The organism is Streptomyces sp. V3I8 (genome assembly GCF_030817535.1).
Lineage (GTDB): Bacteria > Actinomycetota > Actinomycetes > Streptomycetales > Streptomycetaceae > Streptomyces.
Window position 1 is genome coordinate 3,739,049 of record NZ_JAUSZL010000002.1, and the last position, 20,665, is coordinate 3,759,713.

The 20,665-nt window shown below is 68.7% G+C and carries 19 protein-coding genes, 1 tRNA gene and 2 pseudogenes; 11 read left to right on the forward strand and 11 right to left on the reverse strand.

Annotated features, from left to right (window positions below):
• Positions 1-376 precede the first annotated feature (376 nt).
• Positions 377-452, forward strand: a tRNA-Arg gene (locus tag QFZ75_RS16330).
• A gap of 20 nt (positions 453-472) precedes the next feature.
• Here QFZ75_RS16330 and QFZ75_RS16335 read toward each other — a convergent pair.
• The 3 genes and pseudogenes from QFZ75_RS16335 to QFZ75_RS16345 all read right to left on the reverse strand — a co-directional run.
• Positions 473-754 (reverse strand): annotated as a pseudogene (locus tag QFZ75_RS16335) (tyrosine-type recombinase/integrase); the annotation flags it as partial.
• Between the two features lie 247 nt (positions 755-1,001).
• Positions 1,002-1,283, reverse strand: coding sequence for a DUF3027 domain-containing protein (locus QFZ75_RS16340; RefSeq protein WP_307544537.1), 282 nt, complete (start codon positions 1,281-1,283; stop codon positions 1,002-1,004).
• Between the two features lie 14 nt (positions 1,284-1,297).
• The gene (locus tag QFZ75_RS16345) at positions 1,298-2,083 is read right to left on the reverse strand and encodes a GntR family transcriptional regulator (protein ID WP_307537684.1); all 786 of its coding nucleotides are present in this window, start codon (positions 2,081-2,083) and stop codon (positions 1,298-1,300) included.
• A 105-nt stretch (positions 2,084-2,188) separates the two neighbouring features.
• On the opposite strand from QFZ75_RS16345, the gene QFZ75_RS16350 reads away from it, so the two are divergent.
• The 3 genes and pseudogenes from QFZ75_RS16350 to QFZ75_RS16360 form a co-directional block, all read left to right on the forward strand.
• Positions 2,189-2,596 (forward strand): NUDIX hydrolase, encoded by a 408-nt coding sequence (locus tag QFZ75_RS16350; RefSeq protein WP_307537686.1) that lies wholly within the window; start codon positions 2,189-2,191, stop codon positions 2,594-2,596.
• A 46-nt stretch (positions 2,597-2,642) separates the two neighbouring features.
• Positions 2,643-3,071, forward strand: coding sequence for an ATP-binding protein (locus QFZ75_RS16355; protein WP_307537687.1), 429 nt, complete (start codon positions 2,643-2,645; stop codon positions 3,069-3,071).
• Positions 3,065-3,430 (forward strand): annotated as a pseudogene (locus tag QFZ75_RS16360) (hypothetical protein); the annotation flags it as partial. The gene QFZ75_RS16355 and the pseudogene QFZ75_RS16360, both read left to right, overlap by 7 nt.
• A gap of 1,855 nt (positions 3,431-5,285) precedes the next feature.
• Here the strand turns inward: QFZ75_RS16360 and QFZ75_RS16365 are convergent.
• The 4 genes from QFZ75_RS16365 to QFZ75_RS16380 form a co-directional block, all read right to left on the reverse strand.
• Positions 5,286-5,786, reverse strand: a complete 501-nt coding sequence (locus QFZ75_RS16365; RefSeq protein WP_307537688.1) for a hypothetical protein — start codon at positions 5,784-5,786, stop codon at positions 5,286-5,288.
• Positions 5,787-6,310: 524 nt separating this feature from the next.
• Positions 6,311-6,784, reverse strand: a complete 474-nt coding sequence (locus tag QFZ75_RS16370; protein WP_307537689.1) for a hypothetical protein — start codon at positions 6,782-6,784, stop codon at positions 6,311-6,313.
• A gap of 94 nt (positions 6,785-6,878) precedes the next feature.
• Complete coding sequence (locus QFZ75_RS16375) at positions 6,879-7,364, reverse strand: tyrosine-type recombinase/integrase (protein ID WP_307544539.1); 486 nt, start codon at positions 7,362-7,364, stop codon at positions 6,879-6,881.
• Positions 7,298-7,774, reverse strand: coding sequence for a MarR family winged helix-turn-helix transcriptional regulator (locus QFZ75_RS16380; protein WP_307537690.1), 477 nt, complete (start codon positions 7,772-7,774; stop codon positions 7,298-7,300). The genes QFZ75_RS16375 and QFZ75_RS16380 overlap by 67 nt, the downstream gene beginning before the upstream one ends.
• 87 nt (positions 7,775-7,861) lie before the next feature.
• Between QFZ75_RS16380 and QFZ75_RS16385 the strand changes: the two genes are divergently transcribed.
• Positions 7,862-8,752, forward strand: coding sequence for an alpha/beta fold hydrolase (locus tag QFZ75_RS16385; RefSeq protein ID WP_307537691.1), 891 nt, complete (start codon positions 7,862-7,864; stop codon positions 8,750-8,752).
• Between the two features lie 565 nt (positions 8,753-9,317).
• On the opposite strand, the gene QFZ75_RS16390 is transcribed toward QFZ75_RS16385, so the two are convergent.
• Complete coding sequence (locus tag QFZ75_RS16390) at positions 9,318-10,361, reverse strand: aldo/keto reductase (RefSeq protein ID WP_307537693.1); 1,044 nt, start codon at positions 10,359-10,361, stop codon at positions 9,318-9,320.
• 114 nt (positions 10,362-10,475) lie between these two features.
• On the opposite strand from QFZ75_RS16390, the gene QFZ75_RS16395 reads away from it, so the two are divergent.
• Together QFZ75_RS16395 and QFZ75_RS16400 are read left to right on the forward strand one after the other, a co-directional pair.
• Positions 10,476-11,543: an AraC family transcriptional regulator gene (locus tag QFZ75_RS16395; protein ID WP_307537694.1), complete on the forward strand. Its 1,068-nt coding sequence runs from the start codon at positions 10,476-10,478 to the stop codon at positions 11,541-11,543.
• 52 nt (positions 11,544-11,595) lie between these two features.
• Complete coding sequence (locus QFZ75_RS16400; RefSeq protein WP_307537695.1) at positions 11,596-12,039, forward strand: hypothetical protein; 444 nt, start codon at positions 11,596-11,598, stop codon at positions 12,037-12,039.
• A 99-nt stretch (positions 12,040-12,138) separates the two neighbouring features.
• Here QFZ75_RS16400 and QFZ75_RS16405 read toward each other — a convergent pair whose 3' ends face one another.
• Positions 12,139-12,561, reverse strand: coding sequence for a peptidase inhibitor family I36 protein (locus tag QFZ75_RS16405; RefSeq protein ID WP_307537697.1), 423 nt, complete (start codon positions 12,559-12,561; stop codon positions 12,139-12,141).
• 121 nt (positions 12,562-12,682) lie between these two features.
• Positions 12,683-13,672 carry a hypothetical protein gene (locus QFZ75_RS16410; RefSeq protein ID WP_307537698.1) on the reverse strand — a complete coding sequence of 330 codons (990 nt, stop codon included), beginning with the start codon at positions 13,670-13,672 and terminating at the stop codon, positions 12,683-12,685.
• Between the two features lie 611 nt (positions 13,673-14,283).
• On the opposite strand from QFZ75_RS16410, the gene QFZ75_RS16415 reads away from it, so the two are divergent.
• From QFZ75_RS16415 to QFZ75_RS16425, 3 genes are all read left to right on the forward strand, one after another.
• Complete coding sequence (locus QFZ75_RS16415) at positions 14,284-15,474, forward strand: hypothetical protein (protein WP_373466047.1); 1,191 nt, start codon at positions 14,284-14,286, stop codon at positions 15,472-15,474.
• Between the two features lie 257 nt (positions 15,475-15,731).
• On the forward strand, positions 15,732-16,532 hold the full coding sequence (locus QFZ75_RS16420; RefSeq protein ID WP_307537700.1) for a serine/threonine protein kinase: 801 nt from the start codon (positions 15,732-15,734) through the stop codon (positions 16,530-16,532).
• Positions 16,529-18,187 carry a serine/threonine-protein kinase gene (locus tag QFZ75_RS16425; protein ID WP_307537701.1) on the forward strand — a complete coding sequence of 553 codons (1,659 nt, stop codon included), beginning with the start codon at positions 16,529-16,531 and terminating at the stop codon, positions 18,185-18,187. Before QFZ75_RS16420 ends, QFZ75_RS16425 begins: the two co-directional genes overlap by 4 nt.
• 127 nt (positions 18,188-18,314) lie before the next feature.
• Here QFZ75_RS16425 and QFZ75_RS16430 read toward each other — a convergent pair whose 3' ends face one another.
• Positions 18,315-19,115, reverse strand: coding sequence for a peptidoglycan DD-metalloendopeptidase family protein (locus tag QFZ75_RS16430; RefSeq protein ID WP_307537703.1), 801 nt, complete (start codon positions 19,113-19,115; stop codon positions 18,315-18,317).
• A gap of 214 nt (positions 19,116-19,329) precedes the next feature.
• Here QFZ75_RS16430 and QFZ75_RS16435 point away from each other — a divergent pair, with 214 nt between their 5' ends.
• Positions 19,330-20,610 carry an SH3 domain-containing protein gene (locus tag QFZ75_RS16435; protein WP_307537705.1) on the forward strand — a complete coding sequence of 427 codons (1,281 nt, stop codon included), beginning with the start codon at positions 19,330-19,332 and terminating at the stop codon, positions 20,608-20,610.
• Positions 20,611-20,665 lie beyond the last annotated feature (55 nt).

The window sequence follows — 20,665 nt, forward strand, 5'->3', positions numbered from 1 at the left end:
ACCTCCACGAGCACGAGGCGGTCCCATGCCGGACCCCAGAAGCCGGGGGCAACACCGAGGGCCTCGCGGCCAGACACGGGGAGCAGGCCTGTCAGGCAACCCCTGGCACGCCCCTCTCAGCGCCGGCCGGCCACTCACCGCAAGCCGCAGAAACGGCAGGTCGCAAGCGCTGCAACTCGCCGCCTGCCCGCTGCCCCGATACACAAGACCTTCGCCCCTGCGCATCCGCTAAGCTGTGCCTGGTCGGTCGTTGGTACGTCGCGCTGTCTGCTCAGTTGACATCGCAGAGGACGTCGCACCACGCCCGACCAGCGGGCTTGTGATCCTCGCCGCAAATCCACCTTCCGGATTTCTCCAAGGTTCCCCACAAGCCCCGGCCTTCGTAGCTCAGGGGATAGAGCACCGCTCTCCTAAAGCGGGTGTCGCAGGTTCGAATCCTGCCGGGGGCACCAGGACAAAGGCCCCGGACCGATCATGGTCCGGGGCCTTTGACATCCACTTTTGACATCAACGGGGTCGGTCGCTCGCGACCGGGCCGCCGCTTTCGCAGCAGCCGGTCCATGTGGCTCATGGCCTCGCGCTGGGTGTCCTGCACGACGTGCGTGTAGACGTCCATAGTGATGCTGATCTGCGAGTGCCCCAGGATCTCCATCACGACGCGGGGCGCGACTCCGGCCGCTGTGAGGAGAGTCGCCGTGCCGTGCCGAGCGTCATGTAGCCGGACCACGCGAAGGCTTGGCGATCTCGCCGGTCTGCCGGTCGCGGACCTTAGGCTTGGGCGCCTCGCTCAGCAGGATCGTCGCGGCCGAGGTCTCCACACGGATGGTGCGCAAGGTTTCTTCCTATCTACTCATATAGACGAGTGGCAATCTGTGAACCCGGGACTCCGAGAACGCGGACCACTCTGACACGTAACTTGCCTACTCATCTATATGAGTATGCGTGTTGGTGTGTACGAGTTCGAGGAAGAGCCCTTACGCATCGCTCGGTCCTCCGCGACGTCACCCGAAGGAAGCGTCTGCACGTATGGCAAACAGCTCGCAACCATCATGCTCGAAGCGGCAACGCCCATCGAACGCCGAGCCAGGATGGGTGCAGACCCCCCAGTCCCGTCCCAGCTCTCCGCTCAGTGCGACCCAGAACCGACAGCCACCGCACTGCTCGTCGAACCACTTATCCCGGTAAGTCGGCTGGTCAGTGCTTCGATTCCGCGCCGACAACCAGCGCTCGTGGCACTCGTCGTTGTGTTCGCGGTCGTCGCCGGTCCAAGCTCTATCGGGCATTCGATGACCCGCGTTCACGTCGCCGGAAGTTGATAGGACAGCACGTACGCGTCCGCCGCCATGACCGTGTCGCAGACCTCCACGGGCCGCTTCTCGGTGTCGTACGCGGTACGGATCAGGTGGATCACCGGCACACCGGAGGCGAGGTGCAGCGTCTTGACCTCGGAGGGCGAGGGCATCCGGGCCCGGATCTCCTCCTCGAAGTGGTCGAGGTGGTGGCCCAGTTCTTCGAGGCGGGCGTAGATGCCGCCGGGGCCGGGATTGGGTTCGGCGATCTGCGTACCGCGGGCGATGTCGAGGGGGAGGTAGGAGGTGGCGAACTCAACGGGGCGGCCGTCGAGCAGGTACCGGCGCCGCCGGGCGAGCACACGCCGAACCGACCCGAGCCGGGCGGAGATGTCCTGCGTGGCTTTCTCTTCCTTGACCTCCAGGCTGTCCACTTTCGGGTGACTGCTGGCGGCGTCCGCTTCGACGATGAACGCGGACTTCCCCTGCTCGCGGTGGCGTCGGGCGAACCGGTCGGAGGCGAGGCGCCGCACGGGCGGCCGAGGCCGGACGAAGACCCCCTTCCCATGCTCGGCGTGTACCAGGCCCTCGCCCTGGAGGACGGAGAAGGAGTTGCGGACGGTCATGCGGGACACGCCGTAGTGCTCAACTAGCTCCGCTTCCGAAGGAAGCTTCTCTCCTTCCTTGAATCGTCCACGGTCGATGGCCTCGCGCAGCTGGTCGGCGATCTGCCGGAAGACCGCACGATCGCTGGTGGGGTCCAGGCCACCGAGCAGGGACGGGAGAGAGGTCACGAGTACTCCTTTAGGTATCTAGACGAGTGGGCAAGTGTTGTTGCTACGGTTGAGCCTAGCCATCCGAGAGGGCCGAGGAACGTGACTGCTGAGCGTCCGCACTCCGTGAGCGTTGCCGGAGTCATCGTCGACGAGCAGGGCCGGGCCCTCTTGATCCAGCGGCGCGACAACGGCCAGTGGGAGCCCCCGGGCGGCATCGTCGAGCGGGAGGAAACTCTCCCCGAAGCACTTCAGCGTGAAGTCCTTGAAGAGACCGGCATCAAGATCGCACTTCCGGCGACCCTCACCGGCGTCTACAAGAACATGACGGGTCTGATCGTCTCCCTGGTCTTCCGCTGCCGGGCCGCCGACGGCACACCCAGCACCGGGGACGAGACCCGCGCACTGCGGTGGGCCACCCGCGAAGAAGTCACCGGCCTTGCCGACGAGGCATACGCGATCCGCGTCATTGACGCTCTGGACGCATTGTCCCCGCCGGCCGTCCGCGCACACGACGGCGTCAAACTCGTCTAGCCCGAACCCGCTACATATGGCGGCCTACCAGCACGAAGGAACTTGTATGCACGAGTATACGAGCACCGCCCGGGTCTGGGGACTCACTTGCCCAGGTTTCCCAGAAGAGGTCAGCAGGGCCCGCCGCTGGACGAGAGACATCCTGCGCGGTTCACCCCTGGCCGAAGACGCCGAACTGATCGTGAGCGAACTGAGCGCGAACGCGATCCTGCACACCGCCAGCGGTCGGCACTCGGGCAGCTTCCACCTGGCTCTCGCGATCTCCCCGCAGATGGTCGCCCTGTCGGTCACGGACGACGGAGGCACCGGCCGGGCCCCGAAGGTCGAGCACCAGGACCAAGACGCGGAGCACGGCCGAGGACTGGGCATGGTCAACGCACTCGCGCACCGGGTGGTGGTCCACAACAGCAACGGCGGCCACACGGTCACTGCGGAACTCTTCACCGGCGTCCGCCCAGGGGGCCATCCATGCTGACGACCAAGCCTCAGTGGGGCTACTGGTGCGAGTGCTGGACAGAAGACCTCGCCGCGGGAACGGCGCCGGAGCTCCGAGGATCCTTCGACGCGTACTCAGCGCCGCAGGCCGACAGGTGGGTAGCGGTGGCTCTGCACACGATCTCACCGGCACTCGACGCCGACGCATCCGACGAGGCTTGGAGGTGGCTGGACGAGGGCCGAGTCAAGACCCGACTAGCACTCATGCGCCAGCAGCCCTGCGCAGTCTCGGTAACCCAGGCCCGTACCCGCATCACCTGGACGATCCGTCCGGTCCTCTTCCTGCCATTCGCACACCGACCAGGCATCGAACTTCCATTCTGCGCAAACGACTTCAAGTCCGGCTGCGCTCCGCTCCGCCGGGCGCGCTTTCCGGCTCTGGCTGCGCCCGCGCTCCTGCCTTCGGCCCGCTCGGCGCTGCCGACGCCGACGCGCGCCCATGCGTGAATAGGCCGGGCGATGGGTTGATCACCGTGCAGCACGTCACGGTCAAGGCGACGCCTCCGGCGGGGGATCGGCCGGCACCGGGGCAGAGGGGGCGCCATTGCCGACCGCAGGCACATTGTGGCGTGCGCGGGGAGCTTCCATCCCGACCACCGCCGACCCAGGCAGAGCCGAGCAGTCGCGGCCCATGGCGTCCAGGTCGTTCGTACAGTGGCGCGCTCCACCTTGACGCCCTGAACCACGCCCGCTCCACGGTGTGTGGGTCGACGGCGGACGGGATGGAAGCTGAGGCGAGTGGTGGGTTGCGGCGGCTGGAATGATGACTGGACGGTCGAACGAAGGGGCGGGCGAAAATGGTTGAGCGAGGCAGACAGAGGGGGCGCCGCGTCATCTGGTGGTTCGTTCTCGTCATAGGCACCGTAATTGGCTTCTGCGGGTACCTCGGGGGCACTCGCTACTACGGCGATCCTGAAACGAAGAACCTCGGAAATTTGGCCTTCTGGGGGATGCTTGCCGGTGGCTCTCTGGCCCTCTACGGCGCCATGCACCTCATCCAGTTCGCACTGCAACGTGGCTTGGCGCGATTCTACGGCGGCATTGCAAGACGAATCGCGAACAGAACGGCACGGAACGCGAATCCGGATCGACGGGATGCCGTCTGAGCTCATTTACCGTCAGCCGCCGCAGCGTCGCAGTACGCAGTGTTGGAGCGTTGCCGTGGGTGATCTGGCCCAGGAACGACCTGACAAGGATGAGGTCCTGAGGTGGCGATACAGCAGCGAAGTACAGCAACCACAGCAATCGGTCCCGTCCTATGGCGTCCTTGTACACCCGAAGTGTGGCCTGTATGACCGTCGCTGACCGATCTATCTAGAGCTACGGATCAGAAGGTTCTCGGACCGGCCGCCAAGGTGGAGGCCAGGGTGCTTCGCGTAAGGGCCTCATCTCTGCTATCTGAAGGCTCCGCCGAGCACGCTCGTAGAACTCGACCCGCGCAGTTCGGTAGTCACTGAAGGCCTGTGCCCACGACGATGGCTCGCCCGCCAACTGACCGCGGACGAGCCACTCGAGATGCCAAACGCAACGATTGAGTTTTTGCACCGACTCAGCGGTCTCAGCGTTGGTTAGGAGACTGAGGGCCTCCACCATGAGCGACCGCCGGCTTTCAGCAGCCGCGGCTTGTTCCAACTCCCCGTCTGTCGGCTCAAGGGGTGCCGGGTGATCAGTTAGACCACGGTAGGCAGCAAGCCGTAGGTAGCGAGTCGCGCACTCCTTCACTGCATGGCCGTAATCGCTGTAAGCCTGAAGGAGCTGGCCATCCCAACGTGTCTCCTGCTGCCTGCGCCATCGGCTTCGCTCAGTGAGCGCCCCAACCACGTAGGACATCAGACCACCGACTACGACGCCCAACAGTGTCGGTAGTTGGTCAACTATCCCACTCATATGCCCCCCAGCATTGAGACGTCTGAGGACTACATACCCGCACCGGAACCGCCCACGTCGGGTCTGCGCTCCAGAGCGCAGACCCGGCGGATCATCCCTGCACTGTTCGACGACAAACCTCGTGCACATGCACCACAACCGCACCAGATCCAGCGGGGAACAGTGGGGAATCACGGTGAAAGCAACGGGGCCGCGCCAAGCCCTGTCCCGGACATCTGCCCAGCTCAGTCCTCAAATCATCCGCGATTGCTCTCAGCTTCCCAAGCTAAGAGCGCGAACTTGATTCGCGTCACGCAGGGCCTCGCGGTCAGCGCCGTCTACGATCTCTGAACAGCCGGGCCGCCCAGCCTCCGATGATGATGACCCCGGCGAGGATCGCACTCCGAAGCCAGCTGTCTGGCGGATCCTTCAGCTGTCCAACAAGCCATAGGACCACCGTGAAGATCGACCAGTGGCTGATCCATAGCAGGCCCTCAAGCCACACGGGCAGTGCATCACTCTCGACGGGATAGACAGGAGCCGACCGGAACCCCCCTTTGCGCTCGTAGTGAGCCTGGCGTCGGCGCTCAAAGCGACACACGAGCCAGGCGAACAGCCCGGCGCCCAGCCCCACCAGCACCGCCTGCAGCATGCGCCCCGGATCGTCGAAAGCGGACAGGACCGCGGCAAACAGCAGTCCCTGGAAGACGCCATGGACTACTCCTGTACCCACCGGATGCCGGGCCAAGAACACCTGCACTCGGGGCGGCGGTTCGGTCCCGCCGAAGCGCTCGTCAAAACGCAGGAACGCCCGCCGCAATCTCTCCACCGATCAATTCCCCTCTCCTCGACACTGGTTGATGCGCATCTTTCCCTACGGGCGCTCCCATTGTCCTTGTGACGGGATGTCGCCCTGGCGCAGACACGGCCCTGGCAGCCGACTCCGGAACATGCGGGAAGCGACCAGCTTCAGCCGCCGCCGGTCGCCCCAGTCACCGAACGCGGCCCCTGCACCAGGCCAGGCTGGGCCGTCTCTGGACCGTCCGCGGTTGGTCTACAGAGCTACGGATCAGAAGGTCGCTGACATCCACAGGTGACATCAACAGCACCGGACGTAGGCACCCATGCGCGGCCCTGGACGTCCGATCCGATCAAGCAGGGGCACTGTGGGTACGTGCTCGGATCGAACTCCTAAAGTGGGTGTCGCAGGGTCGAATCCTGCCGGGGCACGGCAGTAAGGGCCAGCTCGGGAGGGGTTTCCTCTCGGGCTGGTCCTTCGTCGTGTTCGGGCTCGTGCCACACGCGTGCCACTACGTTCGCACTCGCCGTCTCGTCAGCGCGGAAGGTTGCCGACTACTCCGTGACGAAGGGGGCATACCCGTCCGGCACCTCGCTGACTTGCAAGTCCGAGAACAGCAGGGTGAGACGGTGCGCATTGGTCTCGATGCGAACCTCATGGAAGTCGATCCCGACAGTTTGCGCCCAATGACGGGTCGCTTCCGACTCAGGAAGTACCTTCGCACCTGGGTACAAGGAGTGCCACTTCACACCCCAGACGTATCCGTCGAGGTCGGCACCGGCCTCATGGTCGATGAGGCGGTCATCCAGAGAGGCGCGCCAAGTCTCCGAAGGCACCGACGATTCGCACCGGGCCTCGACGCAGTGCCGGAAGAGGTACCGCAGATAGGCCGGCTCGACGTCGGTACGGGGATCCGCCGTCACGTAGACGATGACCTCGTAGTCGCGCATGTAGCTGGTGTATCCGTGGTGCACGACGGCGTGATCGAAGGTCTCGTCCAGCATCTGGGCAAGTGCTGCGGCGTCCATGCCACCGTTTCTACCCCACGCGATCAGCCCCTGGCAGTCCGATATCTACGGGCGCCAGGGGTTGAAGACCCTGCCAAGACCTTCAGGACAATTCTTAGCCGGGGGCCGTCTCTCCCCCACCATCACGGATCCTGGCCCCAAGCCGATCGGCGATGGCCCGGTCACGGTCGCTGGTCATGTGCTGATAGATCAGCACGGCGCGCGAGCTGCTGTGTCCCATGCAAGTCATCAGTTCGCGTGTGCCGGCTCCGGTCGTGGAGGCCAGCGTGTTGCCCGTGTGCCGTAGGTCGTGAAAATGCAGCTCGGCCGAAACACCTGCCGCTTTCCTGGCCTTGACCCAGTTTTCCCGGAAGTTGCTCCGCCGGAGCTGCCCGCCCTGCGGACCGACGAGCAGGTGACCGTCCTGACCAGCGGCGGCATGATGCTTCAGGTGGCGCCGGATTCGGCCCCGCCGATGTCTCCGGTGGCTCCGGAAGCGGCGCCGACCGGCCGACCGCGGCCCTCGGCTGACCGCTAGCGCAGTTCCTGTCCCGCCGCCCAGCCCGGAGCGTCGAGGTTGATGGGCGAGTCGCCGACGAATTGGGCGAGCTGCGTTTCCAGCTCGGCGAGTTCGGCGGCGCCCAGACGCGCTTCCCAGCGGGCCCGTACCTCGTCGAAGATCGCCGTGCCCTCGGTGATCAGCCCGATCCCGTGATCGGTGATCCGGATGTTCTTGCGGCGGCTGTCGGCGGGGTCGGTCTCGGTGATGACGTACCCGCGTTCGACGAGCGCGGCGATCGTCTTCGCCGCGGCCTGCTTGGTGATGGCGAGCCTGCGGGCCAAGTCCGAGGCGCTGTCGGCGCCGGCCCGGATGGCCCGGATCGCGTACTCGTGCGACGGCCGGGCGTCGGGGTATCCCCGGGTCGCCAGCTCCCGGACCACTTCGTCCACCAGATTGCGATAGCTGCCCAGGAGCAGCAGGGCGAGATCGGCGCCGGATCGTGAGGACATGACCACAGTCTAGATCTTCCCTTGACTTGGACAACTAGGTTGACCAATACTGAGGTCAACCTGGTTGTCCATCTTGGGAGTCATCGTATGACCAGCTCTTTCGTGACCGCCTCGCCCTCCGTGGCGGGCGTCACGCACCACACCGCCGAGGTCAACGGCACCACGTTGCACTACGTCTCGGCGGGCGACACCGGCTCCCCGATCCTGCTGGTGCACGGGTGGCCGGAGTCCTGGTGGGCCTTCCGCGACGTCATCCCGCTGCTCGCCGCCACCCACCGGGTGTTCGCCGTCGACCTGCGCGGCTTCGGCGACTCCGGCATCGCCGACGGCGACCACGACTTGGCCACCATGGCGGAGGACCTGCACTGGCTGGTCACCCACCTCGGCGTCGGGCCCGTGCACGTGACCTGCCAGGACATCAGCGGCGGGCCGGTCTTCGCGTTCGCGGCCACGCACCCCGGCGACGTCCTCAGCTTCACCGGCGTCGAGACCACCCTTCCGGGGTACGGCTGGGAGATGCTGGCCGACGTGAGGAACGGCGGCTCCTGGCACGTGGGATTCCTGGCCGCCCCGGGAATTCCGGAGCTGTTCCTGGCCGGCCGCGAGCGAGTGATGCTCGACTGGGCCGTCTCGGCGATGACGACGGTGCCGGGCGGGGTCACCGAGGCCGACCTCGACGAGTTCGCCCGCACCTACGCGCGGTCGGGCGGCTGGCGCGGCACCGAGGGGCTCTACCGTTCCTCCCTGACCGGCGGCGACCGGATGCGGGCACTGGCCGAGTCGCGGCCGCTGACCGTTCCTGTGCTCGCCGTCGACGGCATCAACGCCCCCTTCACCGAGCGGACGATGCGCCAGGTCGCCGGCGACGTCACCGCGGTCACGATCCCGGACGTCGGGCATTTCGTCGCGCAGGAGGCGCCCGCCGCCTTCGCCACCGCGGTCGGCGACTTCGTCGACCGCGTCGACCGGAGCCGCTGAACGGCCGAGTCCCTGCACCGCCGCCCTCCGTGCCCTCCCCGGCCCGCCACTGACGGGGCCTCGAACCGGGGCAGCGCCGTTGCCTCCCGGATTCGTGCTGCCGAGGCGGGCAACTCCCGCGCCGACACCGCGTGTTCCAACCGCGGATACGCCGTCCGCTCGACCGGCGCCACGAAACTCTTTCTGCTTCTCGCGCAGCCACGTGAACTGATGCGGCAGATCGGCCGCACCATCGACGAGTGGCATGACCTGCGCGCTTCGGGGGCGACGAGCCGTCCGACAAGTAGCAGGGCAGAAGGCCCCGCTCCTCGGCTACCGAAGGGCGGGGCCTTCTCCGCACCCAGGCGGCCCACGCCGTCCAGATCAACTGCCTGACGTTGATTTTTCGCTGAAAGCCACGGACGGTCCGACGGCCGGGTGGGGCCAGAAGAACCTGGAACAACCGTCCCCGACCCACCCCGCCCTGCCGTCCTGCCGAACGCCGTGATGCCGTGATGCCGCCCACGGCTCATCCAGCGGCAACCTGCGTCCGGCTCCACGAGCGAGGCGCCGGTCCTCGTACCGTCTAGGGGATGGTCAAGGAAGGGACGTCGAGCAGGTTCGCCTTCCCTCCCGTGACGGCTTGGACGACGCCCGGGTCGGTCTTCATGTGGTGCGGGTAGCCCAGTTGCAGTGCGCTGACAGTGTCGAGCCTGTCGATCTGTTCCGGACTCAGTTGAAGCTCGGCCGCCGCAAGGTTGGTCTTCAGCTGCTCGGTCGTCCGTGGGCCGGCGATCGGGATGACTCCCTTGGCCATCGACCAGCTGAGCGCCACCGTTTCGGCACTGACGTCCGCTTCCTGGGCGATCGCTTCCACCGTGTCGAGTACGGCGGCCTTGTTGTCGTCCTCTTCTTTGTGCAGGAACTGGCTGATCGAACTCTGCGCGCGGCCGGTTTCGCCTCGGCGATATTTTCCGGTCAGCATGCCTCCGCCGAGCGGGGAATAGCCCAGCACCCCCAGTCCGAAGCCTTCCGCCATCGGCAGCAGATCGCGTTCCGCGGCGCGTTCGACCAAGCTGTATTCGGTCTGGATGGCGACCAGGGGTGCCCAGCCTCGTGCCGCGGCGATCGTCGCGCCTGTCGCGACCCGCCAGGCGGGGAAGTTGGACAGGCCGGCGTAGAGCACCTTGCCGGAACGGACGAGATCGTCGAAGGCGCGCATGATCTCTTCGATGGGAGTCGCGTAGTCGGGAGCGTGGGCCCACAGCAGGTCCACTCGATCAGTTTTCAGACGTCGCAGGCTCGCCTCCAGCGACTGCACCATCGACTTTCTGCCGTTACCGGTCAGCTGGAGGCTGCTGTCCATCGTGGTGCCCGTTGCGTATTTGGTTGCCAGTACCACCTCGTCGCGATGTGAGGCGATCATGTCGGCGAGATAGATCTCCGCGTCCCCGAATTGATAGTTGCTGGAGGTATCGATGAAGTTTCCGCCGGCCGCACGATATTCGTCGTACATGTCCTGCGCCCCGGAAACGGTCGCGCCGTGCCCCCAGCCGGCTCCGAAGTTTCCGGTTCCCAGAGAGAGCGCCGAGACACGCAGTCCCGATCGGCCGAGGTATCGATAACGCACAGTCCGCTCCTAAACACCAGGGTTGTTGCGCCCGGCTATGACGCTGTTCCGAGCCGTTCCAGCAGAAGCTGGACTGGCACCATCATCAACAAGCCCCCTGGTACGGTCCATAACGTGGAGTCCGAAGTTCTTTATGTATCGTCCTCGGATCGTGCTGTGCTCGGTCCTCACGATCCGCTGGCCGGAGTCATGGGGCTGCTCCGTCCACGCACGGTCGTGCCGGCACCGCTGCACGCCGCCGGTCCGTGGGCCGTGCGGTTCGCCCCCTTTCCTCACGTCAAACTCGGCGTTGTCGTCGAAGGCCGGTGCTGGTTGAGACTCGACGGTCTTGAGCCGGTGCTGCTGGACGAAGGGGACTTCTACCTGCTTGGTCACCCTCCGCAGTACACGCTGAGCAGCTCGCTCGAAGAGGTTGTGGCACGCCCGGCCACCACGCTGCCGCGGAACACGACCGGCAGGGGATTCCGCATCGGGACCGAGGCGGACGAGGACTCGTACACATGCAGCGTCGACTTCACGTTCGACGGCAGCGACACCGCGATACTGCTCGATGCGCTTCCGCGGGTAGTCCTTGTCCGGGCCGGCGATCCGCGCGGACCGCTGTTCATGAACCTCGCCTCGTTGCTGGTATCCGAGATCGAATCGCCCGACGTCGGAAAGTCTTTGGTGCTGGAGCACCTTGCGCAGATCATCTTCGTCCACATGCTGCGGGCGCATGCCGACAGCAACGAACAACCCAGCGGCTGGCTCGCAGCGCTGGCCGAAGACGGCGTCGGGGCGGCGCTGCGGGCGATACACGCCGAGGTGAGCCGACGATGGACGCTCGCCGAACTCGCTGAGATCGGTCAGATGTCACGTTCGGTGTTTGCCGCGGCGTTCAAGACCAAAGTGGGTGTCCCCCCGTTGACCTACCTGATTGCATGGCGAATGACCCTGGCCCGGGACGCTCTGCGCAACAGTGGTTTGTCCATCTCTGAACTGGCAGCTGCAACGGGCTATGAGTCTGAAAGTGCCTTCAGTACAGCATTCCGGCGTGAAGTCGGGTCCTCGCCCCGGCACTACCGCAACGCGGCGGTAAAGGCCGGCTCGGATCCCGGCGCCGTGGTGCCCGCTGCCCTCGTTCGATCCGCAGCCGCTCGGCCTCATCGGTCCGTGGTGCCGGGGGCCCGCGCCCGAACCTGACCCCACCCCAGCCCCAACCCGGCCCCACAAGGGATGTGACACAGCTCCTCACATGACGGTCCCGGGTGCCCAGCTCCTCAACTGGGAAGCAACCGTGGGCGACATCACCGGCGACGGCAAGGCCGAACTGGTGGTCGGCGCCAACGGCGAACAGCTCGGCGACCTGAAGAATGCCGGCGACGTGACCGTGTTCCGCGGCTCCGCCTCCGGTGTCTCGCAGTCCGGAGTCGTGCGCATTTCCCAGGACAGCACCGGCGTACCGGGTGTCGCCGAGACCGATGACCTCTTCGGCGCCCAGGTCCGGCTCGCCGACTACGACGACAACGGCAAGGCCGACCTGGCGGTGGCCGCCTTCTTCGAGAACGACCGCGGCGGAGGCCTGTGGGCCCTGCCGGGTACGTCCTCCGGTCTCACCGGTTCCGGCTCCATGTCCCTCGGCTCCGCCGACTTCGGCCTCGCGAGCGGATCACGGTTCGGGGAGACACCGCTCGACTGAGCCGGGCGAACGTCTCCGATCGGGGGCGGAGCGGGTGCCGGGCCGCTCGCGTCGGTGACGGGTCGGCGCGAGCGGCGGGCGCGGGTCAGCAAGGGCCGTTCAGCAGGTGCCGTCCACCCAGCGGTTGGCCTCGCCCTGGTCGTTCGCCACGCTGTCCCAGGTGTTGCCCCAGCCCGAGTCCAGGCAGAAGGAGTTGCCGCCGTAGCCGTTGTCCGCGTAGACCACCACGGAGCTGTACGCGCCGGGGTTGCCGTTGTTGTACCAGGACGAGTCCTCATGGGCGATGTAGCTGTTGTCCGTGTCGGACCAGACGGGGTTGTTGTACTCGAACTCGGCGATGCCGACGCCGCCCAAGTCGTAGTTGATCCCCCTGTAGACGCACAGGGACCCCTGCGAGCAGTTGCCCGGGTTGTGCCGGCTGTAGGTGGGGGTCGTGCCTCCGGCCTGGGCGGTGGTGGCGGCGATCGGAACCAGGGCGGCGGCCAGGACCAGTCCCAGCAGGGTGCGCTTGGTGTTGCGCATGACGTTCTCCTCATGGTGGATTGCCTCCGGCGTGCGCCGGGGCCTGTGCCCGTGCCCGTGCCCATGCCGACAGCGGTCGGGCACGCGGGTTCAGTCGGGCGGTGGGGCGGTGGGGGCAGCCTCAGTCGGAGCCGGTGACGGAGCGGGCTCGGTCGAGTGCGGTCGTGACCGCCCGGGTGTAGTAGCGGGTCTGGCGGGCGAACTCGTGGCGCGCGGCGTCCCGCACGTGCTCCCCTTGCAGGCGGGTGCCGGTCCTGGCCAGTCCGGCCGTACGGTTGCACTCGGCGTCGGCGACGGCGACGGTCACCTCGCGCTTCCACGCCTTCCCGGCGGCACGGGACCGGTTCTCCTTCGCGACGGCGCCGATGGCCTTCGAAGAGCTCGAGTAGTCCAGTCCCCGTGCCTTCATGCAGGTGTGCCAGTCGGCCAGCGCCTTGGTGTACCGCGGTTCCGCCACCACCGCGTCGAAGGTGAGGTACTCCAGGTTCACCACGGCCGCCTTGGCCTCGGTCCACTTGCGCAGGTCGCCGTAGAGCCGTCGGCGGGCGTCGGCCCGGCAGCCGTCGGCACTGGTGAAGATCTGGCCACGGCCGGGCGCCGGGACGACGATCGCGGCGCGGTCGGTGCCGTTCAGGGCGCGGTCGAACGCGGCCTTGCGCCCCGACGTGAGGGAGGCGACGTAGCGTGCCTGAGGGTTGTTCTCGGCCGCAGTCCCGGCCGGGGTCTCAGCCGCGGTCCCGGTCGCGGTCTCAGCCGGGGTCCCGGTCGCGGTCTTTCCGTCCCGGTCGCCGGACCGGGACGCCTCGGCCAGGCCGTATCCGTGCCGGCGGGCCCAGGCGATGTCGTCCGAGCCGAAACGGCGTTCGGGTGTTTCGCCGCTCGGCCTGTCCTGGCCGACGTCGAGCCCGTACCGGAAGCCCTTGTCCCGCATACAGCCGGAGACCAGCCGCTGCTCGGCTTCGCCGAGGTGCCCCCGCTCCACGTCTGTCAGCCCCGTGCGCAGCGGACCGCCGGCGTTCTCGTCCCCGGACGGCCGGTCGGCGGCGGAGCAGGCCGTGACGAGCAGCAGGCCCGTCACGGCGAGCGTCCGGAGCGCAGCCTTTCCGCTCATCGGAACTCCTCGTGTCGTCGGTGGTGGCCCGCCGCCGCTGGGTGGCGGTCCGCGGTCCGGGCGGGACGCGTGGCTCCGGCCGATGGTGTGAAGCCCGGCCGAACGCTGCGGAACGTATCCCGGGCGTGGTGGGGCGCGTCATCCGGAAATTCGCGGAATGACGCTCCGCGGGCCGGTGGGATATGGCCGGGCGGCCCGGTCGCGGGCGGTTCCGGAGGGCCGGCACGTCGCTGCGGCCACCCTGTCAACTTCCGGATGGTGCGCTGGCGGTGAGCGCCTTAGCGTGCTCCCGCCGCCTGCGACCCGTATGCGGACCACGGCCCTGGAGGACAGGTGTCCCCGCACACGTGCATGGGTGAATGCGCGCATGTGTGAACGCGTGAACACGTGAAGGGACATCGTCGCCAACGGTTCGAGACGAGGAGCGCCCGCGCCTACGCCGACGCGGAACTGCCCGTACCCGTACCCGTACCCGTGCTCGTACCCGTGTCCGTGCCCGCGCCGCGAAGCCGCGGTGGCCCGACGAAAGGGAACCCACTGTGAAGAGTCCGACCACCCCCCGCCACGGCGGAGCCTCCACCGACCGGCCGCCGGACCGGCGCAGGACACGGCTGCGGCGACTCGGCGCCGTCGTCGCCGCCCTCGCACTGGCCGCGACGGTGCTGGGCCTGAGCGAGGCACCACGGGCCGCCGCCGCACCGGTCCGGGACACGCAGGTCGAGGTACCGGCGGGCGTGACCGCCGGCGTCGCGGTCTTCGACCGTACGACCGGGACCTTCACCGAACGGCACAACGAGACCATGCGGTTCCGCTCCGCCTCGGTGGTGAAACTGCTCATCGCCCTGGACTACCTGCGCACCCACGACCCCCGCACGCTGTCCACCGCCGACCGCACGCGGCTCGACTCGATGCTGCGCAGCAGTGACGACACCGCGGCCAGTCACTACTGGACCCTCGGTGGACGGACGGCGATCATCGACCGGACGGTGGCGCAGCTGGGCCTGACCGACACCGCCGCCCCGCCGGCGGGGTACGAGGACACCTGGGGGTACGTCGCCGTGTCGGCCGCCGACACGGTGAAGATCTACCGGTACATCCTGGACACCGCCTCCACGCCGGTGCGCGACTACGTGATGGGCAACCTGCGGCAGTCGACGCGCTGCGGCACCGACGGGTTCGACCAGCACTTCGGCATCGCGGGCTCCTTCGAGCGGCCGTGGGCGGTCAAGCAGGGCTGGTCCGGCTTCGGCAGTTCCGGCGGCTGCACCCCCAAACCCCCGACGACCGCCGCCACAGCGACATCAGCATCGGCATCGGCATCGGCATCGTCGCAACCGTCCGCACGGCCGTCCGCCCAGCGGTCCGCCGCCGCGGTCGATCTGACCCAGGAGGCGCTGCACACCACCGGCACGGTCGGAGCCGGTGACCGCACCATCGTGGCCGTGTTCACCCTGCACCCCGACGGGACCCCGTACGGCACGGCCTACACGGCGGTCAACCGGCTCACCCGCGCCCTCGACGTGCCGGGCGCCGTCCGCCCGGCCGGGACCTGGTTCGGCACCTGGAGCTCGGGCGTGAACGTGCGTCCGCGGCCGACCACCGTCGACTCCGCTCCGCTGACGACGCTGCCGGCCGGTGTGGAGGTCCTGGTGGAGTGCCAGAAGCTGGGCCAGGAGGTCAGCTTTCCGCCCTACACGAACGCGTGGTGGGCCTACCTCCCCCAGTACGGCGGCTACGTGACCAACATCTATATGAGCTCGCCGGGCAATCAGCTCCCCGGCGTGCCCGTCTGTTCCTCATAGGAAGTACCGGACGAGCGGCGGCGGAGGTCTCCTGCGGGACGGACTCCACGGAACCCTTCGCCCCCTCTCCGCGTGCCGTCCCGGACGGATCCGCGCGCCGTCCCGGACGGATCCGCGCGCCGTCCCGGACAGACGGCCGCCCCCGGCCACCGGCGAAATCCAGCCGCCGAACGTCAAACGGCCCGCACGGAGCGCACCCCCGTGGCTATGATGCCCGGCGGCTTGACCAGCCGATCACGGGGGAGGAAGACCTGCAGATGAGTGGTATACTGATTCATTTGCCGTCAGCGCACCGCACGGAGCCGACGACGACCCGACGCCTGGGACCGGGAGAGGCCGCGCGCTTCGGCCGGGGCACGAAGGCCCATCCGGTCGAACTGCTGCTGCCCGATCCGGCCGTCTCCCGGCTCGCCGGGGAGATTCTGGTGGCGGAGGACCACTGGCAGCTCACCAACTACTCCACCACCCACAGTTACCTGGTCGAGAACCCGGAAGGTGCCGGGGAGTACCTGCGGGTCCCGCCGCGCCGGTCGGGGGCGCCGATCCCGTTCGAGTTCGCCCGGGTCGTGCTGCCCACCCGGGGTTCCACGGTGAGCTTCCAGGTGTTCGCGCCCGACCATGTCTACCTCGACGCGGACGATCCCGGCGGCGCCCGGGGCACCCGTACCCTCAACGCGTACTCCCTGGACGAGACGGCCACGTACTTCCTCGTCCTGGTGGCCCTCTGCGAACCGCGGCTGCGCGACGAGTCGGCCGTCTCCGTGCCGACCACCCCGCAGGTCGTGGAACGCATCGGCACCCACCCGGCGCTGACACGGCTGACCGCGCGGGCGGTCAACGCCCATATCGACTACCTGGCCGAGCAGAAGCTGCGGGTGCGCGGACCCCAGGACGTCGGCGCCGCGGGCAGCGGTGCGCGGCGTACCGGCAAGCGCGAGGCCGTGGTCGGCGTCGCGCTGCGCTTCGGCCTGGTCCGCGAGGAGCACCTGGCGCTGCTGCCGTCCCGCACCCCGGGTGCCCCCTTCCCGGAACCACCACGGCCCGGGGGCCACCGGTGAGCGGCGCGGTCGAGAAGTACGACGAGACGGTCGACGGGGCAACAGGCGAACCGGGTCACGGCGGGATCGGCGGGTCGGACGGCGACGGAACCGGCGGGATCGACGGGATCGACGGATCAAGTGGCGGCGGATCGGGTGGCGGCGAAACTGGTGAGACCGGTGAGACCGGTGAGACGGCCGGCCGGATACCCCGGGGTTTTCGCGTGGGCCGTTGGGAGGTGACCGAGCCGATCGCCGACGGCGGTTGGGGACGCGTCTACGAAGGCCGCGACACCACTGCGGGCCCGGTGGGCCCGGCGGACCCGGCGGATGCTGCGGGGGCCGTGGACTCCGCGGGAACCACGGACCCGGCGGGAACCACGGACCCGGCGGGAGCCGCGGAAGGAAGCGGCGAGGCGGGGCGCCGGGTCGCGCTGAAGTTCCTGCCGACCTCGGGGCTGGCTCCCCGGCAGGCCGAACGACTGGCGGAGACGGCGCGGCGCGAGATCGGGTTCGGCAGCCGCGCCCCCCATCCCCGGCTGATGACGCTGCTGGACTCCGTGGTGCTGGGCGACTGCGACGTGCCCGGGCTGGACGGCGCCGTCGTCCTGGTCATGGAGCGGGCCGAGAGCAGCCTGCAGGACCTGCTGGACGCCGCGGACGGCAGCCCCCTGCCGGAGGCGGAACGGCTGCTGACCGAGATCTGCGAGGGGCTGGCCCACCTGCACGGGCTCGGCTGGGTGCACGGCGACCTGAAACCGGACAACGTGCTCATCATGGCGGACGGTTCGGCACGGCTCTCCGACTTCGGTCTCGCCGTCGAGCTGGAGGGGACGCGTGGCACCCACGGGTACATCCCGCCCCTGGGATCGCCGGACTACCTGCCCCCCGAGCGCTGGAGGGCCCCGCTGGACGAACGCGGGGTACAGGTCCGGCCCACCGCGGACGTGTGGGCCCTGGGCGTGATGATCCACCAGCTGTTCAGCGGAGGGGCCTCACCCTTCCCCGGAGCCACCTTCACCGCCCGGGCCTCGGCGGTCCAGGAGTACGCCGAGGGCAGGGCGCCGCTCAGGCTGCACGTCGTGGTGCCGGAGTTCTGGCGCGCCCTGGCGGCCGACTGCCTCCTGCCCGCGCACACCGAGCGTGCGGCGCACACGGCGGAGAGCCTGCTGGAACGCATCCGGGCCGTCGGGCGCGGGGACGCCGGCAGCCCCGCCGTCCGCCCGCGGACCGGCAGGCGGACCGTGGTCCTGGCCACCGGTGCCGCGCTGGTCCTGCTCGGTGCGGGCGGCGGTGCCTGGTGGCAGTGGGGAGGCTCCGGCGGCGACTCTCCGGCGTCGCAGGTGCGGCTGACCGTGTACAACGCCGACGACAAGTGCCGCGCCCGCACCGATCGGCATCCGATGTGCAGCCTCGGTCTGGCCATCAAGCCCACCGTGCCGTACGTCCTGGACAACGTCGTGCAGACCCGGGTGTGGCACGGCGACGTCCTCACCGTCGAGTGCGGTCTGGCGCGAGGCGTTCCCGTCGCCGACGAGGCGGGTGCCAGGTCGTCGCGGTGGTACCGGGTGCGGCTGCCCGAGGTGGAGAAGGGCCCGAAGACCGTGCGGACCACCGCCTGGCTGCCCGACGTGCGGACCAGGAGCAGCCCCACCGTCCCCGCCTGCACCGGCTGAGCCGCGACGGCCCGGCTCCGGAGGACCGCCGCGGCGGTCCTCCGGAACAACGGGTCACCGCGGCGGTCCTCAACAGCGGCGGATCGGCGCGCTAGTCCTCGACAGCGGCGGATCGGCGCAGCCGGTTTCAGGAGCACTGGGCGCTGACGCCGCCGGTCTCGTCGCCCTTGAGGTAGATACCGCTGACATAGCCGACGCCGCCCGCGTTCAGCGGCAGGCGGATCCACTTGTCGTTGGTGATGCCCTCGTCGGTCACGCTCTCCCCGACCACCCAGCAGTGCGCCGGGTAGGACTCGTTCGCCTTCACCGAGCTGACGATGCCGCACGACCTGGCCGCACAGGAACGGACGTTGGCATCGGTCCACGCCGTCACCGTCGTAGAACCCTCACCCTCACCGGGCGTGCACGGCAGTCCGACTCCGCGGTCGCCCAGGTAGGGGACCGGGTCGATGCCCCGGATCGTGGTGGAGGTGCCGACCCGCACCCGCAGATGCAGGTGGACGCCGGTGGAGTCGCCCTCGCTGCCCATCAGGGCGATGCGCTGACCGGCCGACACCTGCTGGCCGACGGAGACGTCCCGCTGATACATGTGGCCGTACTCGGTCACGGTGCCGTCAGAATGCAGGATGCGGATCCACTGGCCGTAGCCCTGAGCCGGACCGGAGGCGATGACCTCGCCGGCGCCGACCGCGTAGATCGGGGTGCCGAGCGAGTTCGCGATGTCGACGCCGTCGTGAGAGCTGCTGTAGCCCTGACTGACCACACCGGCGGCCGGGCAGGAGCCGGCGAAGGCGGTGGCAGCGGTGCCGGCGCCGGTAGGGCTGTTCGTCGCCGCGTGGCCGGAGGTGGCCGCCGCGAGGGGCAGCAACAGGGCCGCGGCGGCCACCAGGCCGGCCCGCAGGTTCATGCCGCGCAGACCAAGACGCACGTGGGTTCCTCCCGTGAGGTGGCGGCTTCCGACGAGCCGCGGGGTGCAGTGGTCCGGTCCCTGCCCGCTGTGGGACGGGGACCGGGGGCCGGACCACGGACCCTAGGCGCGCGGCGGTCCCCCGGGGCATCCGGAAGTTTACGGAGAGACGTTGCCCACAAAGGGCGGTACTCCTGGACCGTCGTCCGCATCCACCGAGACCGAGGGGGAATCCGTGCGTGCCGTATCCGCGCGTACCAAGTGGCGTACGCCGCTGTGGAGAACGCAGGTTCTGTGTCTGCTGCTCGTCCTGACGGGCCTGACGGTGCCGCCCGCCGCGGCGCAGGACCAGAAACGTCAGGACAGCTGGCGCATCGACCTGACGGGGCCGGAGGCCGACCGGGGCAACGTCGCCCGCCGTCCGGACGGGATCACCGTCGAGGACAGCTCGGTCCGGACACCGTCGGTGCCCGGCGCCTCCCATGCCGTCTACACGTCGCCCGGCAGGAGCCTCGGCCGTCAGCTCACGGCGTTCACCGTGCGGACCGAGGCCGAGGTCCCCACCGGTACCAGGGTGCGGACCGAGATCCGGGGCAGCAACCACCCCGGCACCTGGACGCAGTGGCGGGCCGCGGACGGAGCCGGCGCGGTCCGGCTGCCGCAGGCGGTCTCCCTCCTCCAGATCCGGCTCACCCTGAGCGGCGTCCCCGGCGGGTCGTCACCCACCGTCCGAGGCGTCACCGTCGCCGCGGCGGCCGAGCAGCCCGCGCCGCAGCAGGTCCCGGAGAACGGCATGTCGGCCGCCGCGTCGGGTCCCACCTACCGGTTGTTCGCCACGCGGGAGGGCCTCACCGGGGGGACCACCGCCAACGGTCACGTCATCCAATCCCGCGACCACTTCGTGGCCCTGCCCTCGCGGCGGATGCTGGCGACCAACGGCGGACACGAGTACCAGGTGCGTCTGTGCTACCAGGGGCGTTGTGAGACCGCGCCCGTGTGGGACGTCGGCCCGTGGAACACCCGGGACGACTACTGGAACCCGCCCGCGCAACGGGAGATGTGGCGGGACCTGCCGCAGGGCACTCCCGAGGCCCAGGCGGCGTACCTCAACGGCTACAACGGCGGGCTCGACGAGTTCGGCCGACGGGCCGCCAACCCGGCCGGCATCGACGTCGCGGACGGCACCTTCTGGGACGGCCTCGGCATGACCGACAACGACTGGGTGGACGTCACCTTCATGCCGGACGGTGGGGGTGAGGGTTCTACGACGGTGACGGCGTGGACCGATGCCAACGTCCGTTCCTGTGCGGCCAGGTCGTGCGGCATCGTCAGCTCGGTGAAGGCGAACGAGTCCTACCCGGCGCACTGCTGGGTGGTCGGGGAGAGCGTGACCGACGAGGGCATCACCAACGACAAGTGGATCCGCCTGCCGCTGAACGCGGGCGGCGTCGGCTATGTCAGCGGCATCTACCTCAAGGGCGACGAGACCGGCGGCGTCAGCACCCGGTGCTCCTGAAACCGGCCGAATGCGCGCTGTCGCCGGGTCCCGGTCCGTGAGGCCGGGGCCCGGC